9 protein-coding genes are annotated in these 11,961 nt (G+C 43.0%); 3 read left to right on the top strand and 6 right to left on the bottom strand.

Features of this window, described 5'->3' with window-relative positions; translation table 11 throughout:
• Positions 1-199 precede the first annotated feature (199 nt).
• A complete protein-coding gene (locus tag VLN09_RS07370) occupies positions 200-616 on the top strand; it encodes an outer membrane protein assembly factor BamE (RefSeq protein WP_325245140.1) in 417 nt (138 codons plus the stop codon).
• Between the two features lie 55 nt (positions 617-671).
• Here the strand turns inward: VLN09_RS07370 and VLN09_RS07365 are convergent, their stop codons facing one another.
• The 4 genes from VLN09_RS07365 to VLN09_RS07350 form a co-directional block, all read right to left on the bottom strand.
• Complete coding sequence (locus VLN09_RS07365) at positions 672-1,049, bottom strand: RnfH family protein (RefSeq protein WP_325245138.1); 378 nt, start codon at positions 1,047-1,049, stop codon at positions 672-674.
• Entirely contained in the window at positions 1,037-2,179 is a 1,143-nt protein-coding gene (locus VLN09_RS07360; RefSeq protein ID WP_325245136.1) for a hypothetical protein, read from the bottom strand. The genes VLN09_RS07365 and VLN09_RS07360 overlap by 13 nt, the downstream gene beginning before the upstream one ends.
• Before the next feature lie 255 nt (positions 2,180-2,434).
• Complete coding sequence (locus VLN09_RS07355; RefSeq protein ID WP_325245134.1) at positions 2,435-3,103, bottom strand: c-type cytochrome; 669 nt, start codon at positions 3,101-3,103, stop codon at positions 2,435-2,437.
• A 343-nt stretch (positions 3,104-3,446) separates the two neighbouring features.
• The gene (locus VLN09_RS07350) at positions 3,447-3,782 is read right to left on the bottom strand and encodes a c-type cytochrome (RefSeq protein WP_325245132.1); all 336 of its coding nucleotides are present in this window, start codon (positions 3,780-3,782) and stop codon (positions 3,447-3,449) included.
• Positions 3,783-4,192: 410 nt separating this feature from the next.
• Between VLN09_RS07350 and yihA the strand changes: the two genes are divergently transcribed.
• Positions 4,193-4,963 (top strand): ribosome biogenesis GTP-binding protein YihA/YsxC, encoded by a 771-nt coding sequence (gene yihA, locus VLN09_RS07345; protein WP_325245131.1) that lies wholly within the window; start codon positions 4,193-4,195, stop codon positions 4,961-4,963.
• A gap of 87 nt (positions 4,964-5,050) precedes the next feature.
• Here yihA and VLN09_RS07340 read toward each other — a convergent pair whose 3' ends face one another.
• Positions 5,051-5,770, bottom strand: a complete 720-nt coding sequence (locus tag VLN09_RS07340; protein ID WP_325245128.1) for an HAD-IA family hydrolase — start codon at positions 5,768-5,770, stop codon at positions 5,051-5,053.
• Between the two features lie 144 nt (positions 5,771-5,914).
• Complete coding sequence (locus VLN09_RS07335) at positions 5,915-6,931, bottom strand: RluA family pseudouridine synthase (protein WP_325245126.1); 1,017 nt, start codon at positions 6,929-6,931, stop codon at positions 5,915-5,917.
• A gap of 1,226 nt (positions 6,932-8,157) precedes the next feature.
• Here VLN09_RS07335 and VLN09_RS07330 point away from each other — a divergent pair.
• On the top strand, positions 8,158-11,961 hold a 3,804-nt coding region (locus VLN09_RS07330; RefSeq protein WP_325245124.1), incomplete at its 3' end, for an Rne/Rng family ribonuclease.

Raw genomic sequence — 11,961 nt, 5'->3', positions numbered from 1 at the left:
TGTATTTCCAGTACATTTTTCTCAAAAAACATAACCATAAGTATATGAATTTAAAACATTAATAATAAATGACGCAAGCGCATATTTAGTAAATAATGTCGTAAGTGGTAGGCAATTGCAAGTAAATGACGTATCATTTATCCAAGATTGTCGGTAAGACCAGCATCCACTGCCCTTAGCCGTACCTAACCCATTTTTTATGAGTCATCTTACCATGATAAAGACCTTAAATTTACGTCCGTTTCATTCTGCAAGCGCATTACGCAAGATTGTCATTACCAGCATATTGGGCGCCGCTGTTACGATGTCTGGCTGCTCATTACTGAGTGTTTATAAGATTGATTTACCGCAAGGTACGCCCATCACTCAAACCCAAGCACAAAAACTACAAGTGGGCATGAATCAAAATCAGGTACTTTATGTGCTTGGTAGTCCAGCGATTAGAGATACTCTAGAGCCGAACCGTTGGGACTATATTTATGACTATCAAGCAGGGACTGAAGGTCAACGTAAAGGTATCGCTGATGTCAAAAATGCCAGTCAGCATCTAAAGGTTTACTTTGATAATAATGGCATAGTGACTCGCGTTGAGGGTTTAGAGTCTCTGCCTAAATAGTCCCTTCCTAAACAATCTCTTACTAAATAATCGCTTCGATAGCGAGCTCTAATCATCAAACTCGAGATTTACTTTTGCGCTGAGACATAGGATCAGCGCTTAAGCTTCTATATACCTCTATCCGATCAAAAGGCTGCAATTGATAGCTAAGTGGCTGTTTTTGCGCATAGATGCCAACATGCCAACGTTTGGCTGTTGGCACTGCTACCTCTATCATCTCAGCACACCATGTTGCTAATTCTTCAAACCGTGTTAACCAGCTGGCATGCTCTAATGCTGCATATAAGGTTGTGCCATCAGCCACTTGCAAGGTTAAATAATGCTGGTGCTGCTCATCTTCAGCATAAGCTAAATATACCGTTATCATAGCATCTTGTGGGTCAATCATGTCTTTAGGCATGTTACCCTTATTATTAGCTGTTAGCTTAACCACTGCATCACCCAACCTACCAAGGCTAACAACAGTGCTACTGGCACAATCAAACGTATCGCCACGCGCCATAAATTATAAAAAGCTTCATTGCCAAAGTTTAAAGACTTACGCAAATGACTGATTTTCATCTGCCAGCCTGCAAAAACAGACAGCAATAATACGGCAATGCTACTAATAATGACCAGTATACCTACCAGCCAAATAGTTGGTATGGTAATGACTAATACTATCGCGATGACAGCCGTTATGACCAAACTGACCAGCAATCCAAACTTATGCGCTAGTTGCTGCATACTATAATGTAACAAGTAACTGGCGACAAATAACACCCCTACCCAGTATAGTAGCTGTCCGATTGGCGGTAGCACCATACCACTGATAAATAAAGCCACCACTCCGACCAGTAGCTGTAATATCCAAATCGGCAGCACCAGCTTGGTTGCCCCATACTCCTTCACGCTATGAGTATGAGAAGATTTCTGTGCATTATGATTGTCAATGCCTACCGCCGTTACCGCTTGTTTGGTGACAAGGTTTTGACCGAACCAGTATAACCCTGTACCCGCACCAACACTGACTAAAGCAAGTGCAACCGCACGTGCCCACTCGTCCAAACTTACATTGGTCATCGCAAAGGCGACATTCGGTAAGCCGTTAGCTACCCCAAATATCAAACCAATTAGCATCAATCCCAAACCAATTGGCAAAGGGGTCACACCCAACAAGCTTAATAATACCGCAATGACCATCAGACCTGCGGCAATGGCAAAACTTGGTATCTCAGGTGCACTATTTAATTCTGTGAGCGCCGTCAATATGCCTGTACTTGCGCCTGATATCACAAGCGCTGCAATAATGATAGATACCAGCGCTGCAAGCCAGCCAAATCCACGCCATAAAGCGCTAGCATCCGCCTCTCGGGTGAGCTTTTGCATACCCGCCAAAGGCGCCTCAGCGCTACGATAAGCCAGTGCTATCTCAGCATAAATGACCGGTAGCGAGACCAGCACCATAGCCAGTAGCCATAATAACCAAAAATCAATCTCGCCTATCGACGCCGGTGCAAACCAGCGAAAGAGCAATAATGGTAGCAGCGCTGCAATAAAATAAGAAGCATAGCGAATCATCATAATTTACATCCAAGCGATTCAAGGTGAATAACATTGAGTCATACTAGTTAAGAATAAATAGCTTTTAAGCTGTTAATCGTCGAATTGATATATAGTCGATTTAATTTAAGAAATAAAATACTAACAATATGCCATTATATAAGGACTGACAGTTATAAAAAAACCCCGAAATCGGGGTTTAATAGTTCAATCAAAATTAATGTAGACGGCGCTTTTATTAAGAATAGCAATAAAAAACACCGACTTTATCTGATATTAGTGAATAGCACTCACATAATCTGACAAGATACGGATATCACGATCCGATAGCTTAGAGGCAACAGTCTGCATCATGCCGATTTCGCCTTCTTTTGCTGCATCATTGACACGCTTTTGCTCGTCGCTATCGACATCATCTGCGCGACCCGCAGCACGGAAAAGCTTGAGCTGAGTGGCAATATATTCAGCATGCTGTCCACCCAAACGTGGGAATGCTGCCCAAACGTTACCTGCAGCATCTGGACCATGACAACCTGCACAACCAATGACACCGCGCGATTTATCGCCACCTAAAAACAGCTTGCTGGCTTCTTGGGTGGTTGCAGGATTACCAAACGCCACACCCCAAGGTTTTTGGCTTGAATAATAACCTGCGACGTTGGCTAAATCTTGCTGTGACAAGTTGGCCACTTGCGACTGCATGATACCGTTTTTACGGTAGCCTGCTTTAAAGTTGACCAATTGCTTATATAAGTATTTGACGTTTTGACCACCAAGATTTGGCTGGGCTGGCACAGGGCTCACACCATCAACACCATGGCAAGCAGCGCAGACAGTTTCTGCGATTTGTTTGCCGGCATTAAGATCGTATTCAGGAACAGTGATAGCAGCTTGTACGCTGAAACTTGCAACACATAAGCTGGCGGCAGCGATTAACTTTTTCATTGATACAAATCCTACTAACTCGATGTAAGCAGTATTTAGAGTGGTTGCATTACTCAGACGCGTCATATTTACCAAGCCAAAATATAAGGGCTAAGTCTTGTATTCCATAGTCTTTATCACAAGCAGCCCGAAAGTACTTACTAATATCAGGGTTTATTTTCGATTATTATAGCAAGACTTTTTACTATTTGCCTACTTAATCGTAGCATTGGATAGTTTTCCTACCTATAAACTCAGTCTTAGCTTTATAAAAAACAAAAAGCGCAAAAAGGTTTAGACCTTTGCGCCTTAGTTATATGTCTCAATGTCTGAATAACTAAACCTTGGTAAATGACATAACTACCTACTTGCTCATATACTCAATCAGCTTACGATAGTCATCATTGCTACAATTTTCGCATAGACCGCCCGCCGGCATCTGAATCATACCGTTTTTGACCGAACTAATAAGTGCTGGCATACCTTTTTGTTGTATCAGCTGTTGCCACTTGACACTATCGCCTTTTTTGATCGCATTCAAAGCGCCACTATCATGACAGGCAGCACAAGACTCAGTATAGATAGCTGCAATATCAGCTGCCCCTGCTCCAGTTGTCATGGCAATACTGACGACAAGCGTACTGATAGTACTGACTAAAAAGCGATTGCCTTTGGCAAAAATCTTGATTATTGATAACATAAGACACCTCCATTAGCTCATTCGTATAGATATTTTCTTCGCATGTTTTCTGCGTTAACGTCTATGAATAAACCTATTCTGATAGAGATTGTAACAATATATGTCGAATTAATATATATAAATATGCTTTGGCTTTAGTTAACAGGTTTTGATAACGCTGTAAGCAGTCGCTAAGCACTGCTTTATTTTATGCCATTGCTATAATTAATATGCGGCTAATAGCCGTTATTTCAATAACTAAGCGCATTAATAGTATAGAATAGTCGATAATTCAAAACGCTTATTTTATTGAAAGTTGGTTTTTAGTTTTGAGCCGCTAAAGAAGCTGCTCTTGAGACTGATCAACTGCAAACATTTTCAATACTGTATCTATATTTTAAGTATTTCATTTCAACCGTAATGAGTCATTTATGAGTACCCCGTTCAACGATGTCGCCGCCAAGCATGCGGATTTTAATACCAAAGCCCGTCAGCGTATTCAGCAAACTGAATTTATGATGTCAGCGCCGACCTTTCGCCTTTGTCCTGCAGATATAGGGTTAGAGGTGGCATTTGCTGGTCGCTCAAACGCAGGCAAGTCTTCTGCCATCAATGCGCTTACCAACCAGCGCCAATTGGCACGCTCATCTAAAACGCCTGGTCGTACGCAGATGATTAACTTTTTTAATATTGGTGATGCCGATAGGCGTTTGGTGGATTTGCCAGGTTATGGCTATGCAGCCGTACCACTTGAGATGAAAAAAGAATGGCAGGTTGAGCTAGAAGAGTATTTGGTGTCGCGCTCAAGCCTTGCAGGTCTGGTGCTGATGAGTGATATCCGTCATCCATTGAAATTCTTTGATGAGCAAATGCTACGTTGGGCAAAAGATGGTGAGCTGCCCGTTCATATCTTATTAACGAAAGCAGATAAGCTGAAGTATGGTGCCTCTAAAAATGCTTTGCTTAATACCCGTAAAAGATTGAAACAACTGGGTTTGAACTGTAGCATTCAGCTGTTTTCAGCATTAAGAAAAGAAGGTCTTGATGAATTAGCAGGCGTTATGGGTAACTGGTATGAGTATCAGCTTGAAGCCGACAAAATTATCGAGTCCTCTTTTGCCTTACTAGAAGGCGCTGAGCTAGAAGACGCAATCGAAAAAGATGCGGTCCAAAAAGATAGCTCTAAAGAAGATAGCGAGTAACTCTCATCGTCTTTAGCCAAAAAGGGTTTATCGTTATTATCGATAAACCCTTTTTTATTGCCATTTTTTATTCAGACGGATTCTTATTTAAGCACATAAGAGCTCAGCCAAGGCTTGCGGCGTATCCACCTGATACGTGGGCTGCTGTGCGGCAAGCTCATCGCTGCTGGCGGTACCATAATTGACCGCAATACTGGTCATGCCGAGACTGTTTGCCATTTGAATATCATAAATGCTATCACCGATAAATACGGCATCAGAGACTTGCTGCTCGGTATACTGCAAAATATCCTTTAGCATTTGCGGGTCAGGTTTGGAGCCTGCCTCATCGGCACAGCGCGTCATGATAAAATAATGATGGCTGTCTGAGGCTTCTAATACCCGATCTAAACCCTTGCGTTTTTTGCCTGTGGCGACTGCAAGCTGACGATTTTGCTGCTGTAAGTTCTGTAGCATACTTTCTATCGGCGCAAAAAATGGTGTACGCTGGCTGTTAGCAATATAATAATCTGCGTAACTTTGCTGAATGAACAGTTTTTTCTCAGTACTTGCCTTTGGATATAAAAGCTCAATCCCTTTCATTAAACTTAACCCGATAATATCTTTGACGGCTTTATCGGTTGTCGTAAAACCATGTGCCTCGCCAGCTATATGCATAGACTCAACAATTAAGCCAATCGAGTCCATTAAGGTGCCATCCCAATCAAATATGATTAAATTCTTATCTGCTAAATGATGCGGGTTAGCTGATTGAGAGCTCTCAACAGCAATTTTCGTTGCCGTTGTTCTTGTGATAGTTTGGCTCATAAATAGACCTTCATGAATAATGATAATAAATGGCAGATAGCAAAACGTCACGATGTCTTATTATTTATAGGACATCGTGACGTTTTGGATGAATGCTTAATCTATATAGATGTCATCTACTGTAAAGCGCGTATCACTAGCCGCTTATTTAGGTAAATTGGCTTTAATATCTTCTGGCATCCAATCAAGCATCTCATCTGGTAAAGGCGCAGTGATGGTCTCATAACCAGGAATATCCAAACGCCACGCATGTAAGCACAGACGATGAACGCCAGATTTGTCATGTACATGATACTTATCATCGCCTAAGATAGCATGACCAATATGTGCCAAATGTACACGGATTTGATGGGTACGTCCAGTTAACGGCTTAGCTTCAATCAAGCTAACAGGCTGCTCAGCAATCGTAAAACGACCATGAACGACGATATCAGTCTGACTTTCTTTGGTTTGCGGGTCTTGCGTATCTACCTTGACGCGGCGCTCACCGCTTGCCAGTGTATAACGCAACAATGACGCATCGATACGTTGTTCGTTAAGCGCAGGCTGACCTTTTGCAATACATAAATAATGCTTTTGAATGGTTTTGTCGACCAGATGCTGCTGCAATACTTTAAGCGCAGAGCGTTTTTTAGAAATCATCAGTAAGCCTGAAGTGTCTTTATCAATACGATGTACAAGCTCTAGATACTTCTTGCCTGTGACTTCACGCATGGCTTCAATGACGCCAAAGGCAAGACCACTACCGCCATGAACTGCGATGCCCGATGGTTTGTTTAGCACTATCAAGCCTTCATCTTCATAGACCACACGCGCCAATAAGCTTTTGGCAAATTCGGTACTGATGATAGGTTTTTCGCGAGTGGCGAGTACTACCGGCGCAATACGTACTACGTCTTCACGCTGCACTCTGTCGTGCGCTTTGCAGCGCTTATTATTGACGCGAATCTCATCTGAGCGAATCATTTTATAGATATGCGGTTTTGGCAAACCTTTTAAGCGATTAAGCAAAAAATTATCCAAGCGCTGGTCGTGCTGATGGCGCGTGACTTCAAGGTAATTGACCTTGCCGAAGTTGCTAATCTCATCGTCAGCACTTTGTGGACGCGTTTTGCTATTAAAGATAGCTGGCGCTTCGTGGATAGGTTCGTCTTTTGTCATTTTTGAGTTCGTCATTTTTAGTTAGGTATTTACATAAAGATTTGCTATAGTTTAGCATGTTGAGCGCCAATTAAGCAGAGGCTGAGATAATAATTCATTGCTAATTGATTGTTGTTTTAGGTAGAAAATTTCGATTTTATGGCTGGCTAATCACTTGTCACTACAATCGGCTGACTCATACAATCTGTGCAAGCTCGGCGTTTCATCTGATTTTAAAGGTGTTATAGCAACAGATATACTTTATAATACCTAATGAATTGAAAGAACATGACTGATATTTATCAGTCAAAAATTATTTTTTAGTAAAAACTATTTATTCTTATAAAGCATTTCTTACAGAATATTGTGACAATAGATAGCATCGACTTGATATATGTGGCATTAGCCCTTTATTAAGCGATAACCAACCATATACCCTTTACTCACTACCCGCATGATAACGACTTGATTTGATGATTTATTATCTAACAGTCCTTTAGCCGCGTGCAGTTGAGCAAGTATGGGTGGTTAAGAGCGCAATCGAGAATCAACACTATACATCTCGATAACTGCCTGAGTATTGGCGGTCAAACAGAGGACGATAAGTAGGATAAACATGAGACACCGTGCCAATAAGCCGGTCATTTATTCTGTTTGCCAAGTACGCCCCGCTGATGACTAACGCAGCAAGAACTCGCTTTGAGACACCCAAGATATTATTAACGTGATATACAAAAGAACGATAAATAAAGAATGACCAATTGCTTGACCTAAATGGATAACCGCTGGACTGTAATTTATACACTGCTATTTTATACAGTCGACAGCGATATGATTGCTAGACCTTGATTGATTATGTGACAGCACGATGCTTTTTTGGTATCAGTAATGCCTTTATATATCAGTAACCAGCCGCCACTATGACGAAATGACAAAGTGTGCTGACCATTCACCTGGTTCTAAATACTGATGATAAACAATCACTAACCTGCTTATGCATTAATCTTTATGACAAGCCTGCTTATATTAAGATATAGACATAGCCTTACACCCTATAACCTCTATATTGATGTTAATACCACTGGTTCAGAGTTGAGCTTTTGAAAAGCGTTACCACTCTTTATTACTCTGCTTTACGTTCTCTCGTTAACTAGCATCTGCTGACGCTAATTTTATTATTAGCAGCGCTTGCCACTTAGCCCTAAAGCCTGTCTTGTCGTTATTATGCGTACTCATAGGATACTATTATGAAACGCATTTTAATCAACGCTACCCAAAACGAAGAAATTCGTGTTGCCCTTTGCAACGGCAATCATCTATACGATTTCGATCTTGAAAACCGTACCCGCGAACAAAAAAAATCCAATATTTATAAAGGTCATGTGACCCGTGTTGAGCCATCGCTTGAAGCGGTATTTGTCGAATATGGCTCACAGCGTCAAGGTTTTTTGCCGATTCGTGAAATCTCTGCCGAATATTTAAGCGGCAATCCGCGTGATGAGAACATCAAAAAGCTGATCAAAGAAGGTGACGAGCTCATCGTCCAAGTTGAAAAAGAAGAGCGCGGCAATAAAGGCGCTGCCCTTTCGACTTATGTATCATTAGCTGGTCGCTATCTGGTGTTAATGCCAAACAACCCTCGCGGTGGTGGTATCTCACGTCAAATCTCAGGAAAATTGCGTGAAGATATGAAGCGTATGCTTGGCAGTCTTGACTTACCAAAAGGCATGAGTGTCATCATTCGTACTGCTGGTATTGGTAAAACGCAAGAAGATTTGCAGCATGATTTAAATCATTTGCTAAACATTTGGCAAGCCATCCAAGAGCAAAACCAAAAATATCCATCACCACGCTTGGTGCACCAGGAAGCAGGTGTGGTAACCCGCGCTGTTCGTGACTATCTACGTGATGACATCTCTGAGATTTGGATTGATAACGAAAACGCTTATATTGAAGCGGCGGGCTTTATCGATGCCGTTATGCCAAAACAGGCTGAAAAACTGCGTAAATATACCGATTATGAGCCGATGTTCTCACGCTTTAATATCGAAAAACAGATTGAAACCGCCTATCAGCGTGAAGTTCGTTTGCCATCAGGTGGTTCAATCGTTATCGATCAAACTGAAGCATTAGTGTCGATCGATATTAACTCTGCTAAGTCTACTAAAGGTTCAGACGTTGCTGAAACCGCTTACCATACCAATCTAGAAGCCGCCGACGAGATTGCCCGTCAATTGCGTCTGCGTGATATGGGTGGTTTGATTGTCATTGATTTTATTGATATGAATGACAACAAGCATCAAAAAGAAGTTGAAAAACGTCTGATTGATGCCACCAAATACGACCGTGCCCGCGTCCAGTTTGGTGATATTTCTAAGTTTGGCTTGATGGAAATGAGCCGTCAGCGCCTACGTCCGTCACTAGAAGAGTCAACCGGTTATATATGCCCACGCTGCCATGGTAATGGCATGATTCGTGACCTACGTTCATTGTCGCTATCTATCATGCGTCAGATTGAACAAATCGCGCTAAAAGAGCGTCAAGGCGAAGTACAAGCCGAAGTGCCGACTGATATCGCAGCATTCTTACTAAATGAGAAACGTGACAGCCTAGTCTACCTTGAGCAAGACAGTGGTACACGTATTACCATCTTGCCGCACGCGCATTTAGAATCGCCAAACTTCAAACTTCATTTTAACCGTGATGGCTTTGCCCCATCAAGCTATGAGCGTATCACCGACACCCAGCTGCAAGAGCATAGCGAGCTTGGTTATAACGTTGATTGGCAAACGGCTGAAAAAGAGCGTCCTGAGCAGCAGCCAACCCGCCAGCCTCGTAAAAGTGAAGATAACAATAATAGCAGTCAAGCGCAGCCTCGTCCTAATGCACAGCAAAGCACACCTACGCCGCCGCAGAATAGTACCAGTCATAGCAACGAGCATCGCAGCAACAATAGTACTAGTAGCAATGTGACATCAGCGCGTGCGCCGCAGGCTCAACAGGTTAATAGCACTCAAAATGTTGCAAGTCCCGCAGCACCGGTCGCGCCTCAACCGACTGCCATTACTGCTGCCCAGCCGCAAGCAGTTGCTTGGTTGTCTAATTTATTTGCGCAAGCACCGCAAGCTCAAACTACATCAAGTGTTAGTAGTCGTGACGCTGCTGAAGCTATCGAAGCATTGGTTAATACCGGAGCGCAAAGCCTAGGCTCATTTGGTCAAGTCGATAGTACAGCTTTAGCGAACAATGACAATAGCCAGAGTACGGCAGCACCCCAGCAAGATAGTAATCAGAAAAACAGTCAGAATCGTCAACAGACACGTCCTGCTGAGAGTAACACCGACGCCGACGATAACAGCGATGCTGAAGACAGAAGAAGACGTAAGCCGCGCAAATCAAGACCATCTAAGCCTCGTCAAAGAAAAGAGCAAGCAGATGATGTTGATAGTAACGCTACTAGCAATACAACTGACGGCAGCGCAACGGTCACTGAAGATAAAGCCGACAACCAAGATAAGCGTCAGCAAGATAACAGACGTCATAGCGACCGTAATCGTAACAACCGTCAAGATAGCAACCGTAATAACAACGAAAGCAATGCTAGCGCAGCCAATGCTAGCGAAAACAGTCGTTCTGACGATGCGAGCAATACAGCAGAAGAACAAACTCGTACTAAGCGCAAATCAAACAGCCAACGTGGATCACGTGGCAAGCTTGAGCGCGGCGAGACTTTAACAGCGTCTGATGCTCAGCAAAATAAGCAGCAAACGTCTAAAGATGCTAACGGTAGCAGAAACCAGTCTAATACGCGCCGTAATCAAGATCCTAACGAAGTAGTATTGCAGGTCAATGAAGCGGTCAGTGAGCTCAAATCACCAGAGGTTGTGCACTTATCATTAGATGATAGCAAGCCTACAGCACAACAAGCGACTCAAAAGCAACCGTCAGCAAGTGAAAGCAATGATGATGCCGCAAAAGAACGTCCAGAGAACCAAACTCAACAGCGTGCTGACAAACAAAAGGCAGTGGACAAGAAACCAGCGCAGCACACTACTAAGCCTGCCGATATCAGCAGCGACACCGCTGATAAAACGCAACAAAGTAACGTCCAAGCTGAGACTGCGGACAAAGGCACTGCACAAGTCAATACTACCCAGGTCGATAAGGTAGAAAAAAGCACTAATAATGACAAAAGTGTTGATAAAAAGACGTCTGTCGACGAGCAAGCGACTACCAAAAGCAACACTGACAATGAAGCTGAGCATATTGTGCCAAGTCAAGAAGTGGTAGCAGTGCAAGCGGAAGAAACAACGTCAACGGCAGCACCAACTGCTCAGCAAGCTGTTCAAGATGCTGTTGCTATTAGTGCTAGTGAAGACATGATGTTTAGTTCTGAAGAAGCGGCTACTGATACGGTTATTGAGACTAGTAGCAGTCTGGCAGTGCTTAAGCTTAGCCCTGAAGACTTGTTTGCCAAACGCTACGTTACGGCAGATAAGTTTGGTCAAGCCAGTAACGACCCACGCGTAGTACGTCGTCAACAGGCGCAATCTTCAGTTACTGGAGCTTCTCAAGCAACTGAGCAGGATGCGCAAGTCATTATGAGTGCACCGACCATTCGTGGTACGGTTGGCGAATTTATCCGTGCAACCTTAGCAGAGGCAGAAAATCGCTTAGCGACAGAAGGTGTCATCAGCTGCTTTAACGCTGCTATCGCTATGCATCTAGAGCAGACGCAAGTTAAAAATAGCGCTGACAAGCAAGTTACCATTCAATCAGTTGCTCATAGTGAGTTTAATTTTAGCAACTATGGCTATCAGCCTTTAGCAGCGGATTACATTGCACGTTTTGAGTCAATGACACAAGCCGTCAGTCAATTTGCAGCGGCCCAAGGTAAAACATCAGTAGAACCACGTACTATCAGCAAACGTGCTAGCAATGATCCACGTGGTCAGCATCCTGATTATAAAGAATCAGCGCTATTAACGACTGTTTCTGACGACGCAAATAACGCCTCAGTGCAAATTTCCAGCGATATTGATGCGCATGAA

Origin of the sequence: Psychrobacter sp., assembly GCF_035469765.1 — a bacterium.
Classification (GTDB): domain Bacteria; phylum Pseudomonadota; class Gammaproteobacteria; order Pseudomonadales; family Moraxellaceae; genus Psychrobacter.
The sequence above is the reverse complement of the archived record's forward strand: the minus strand, read 5'-3'. Positions and strand labels throughout refer to the sequence as shown.

Excerpts from the sequence above, each read along its gene's own strand:
- VLN09_RS07370 (WP_325245140.1), top strand. The coding sequence starts at position 200 with ATGAGTCATCTTACCATGATAAAGACCTTAAATTTACGTCCGTTTCAT.
- VLN09_RS07360 (WP_325245136.1), bottom strand. The coding sequence starts at position 2,179 with ATGATGATTCGCTATGCTTCTTATTTTATTGCAGCGCTGCTACCATTA.
- VLN09_RS07355 (WP_325245134.1), bottom strand. The coding sequence starts at position 3,103 with ATGAAAAAGTTAATCGCTGCCGCCAGCTTATGTGTTGCAAGTTTCAGC.
- VLN09_RS07350 (WP_325245132.1), bottom strand. The coding sequence starts at position 3,782 with ATGTTATCAATAATCAAGATTTTTGCCAAAGGCAATCGCTTTTTAGTC.
- yihA (WP_325245131.1), top strand. The coding sequence starts at position 4,193 with ATGAGTACCCCGTTCAACGATGTCGCCGCCAAGCATGCGGATTTTAAT.
- VLN09_RS07340 (WP_325245128.1), bottom strand. The coding sequence starts at position 5,770 with ATGAGCCAAACTATCACAAGAACAACGGCAACGAAAATTGCTGTTGAG.
- VLN09_RS07335 (WP_325245126.1), bottom strand. The coding sequence starts at position 6,931 with ATGACAAAAGACGAACCTATCCACGAAGCGCCAGCTATCTTTAATAGC.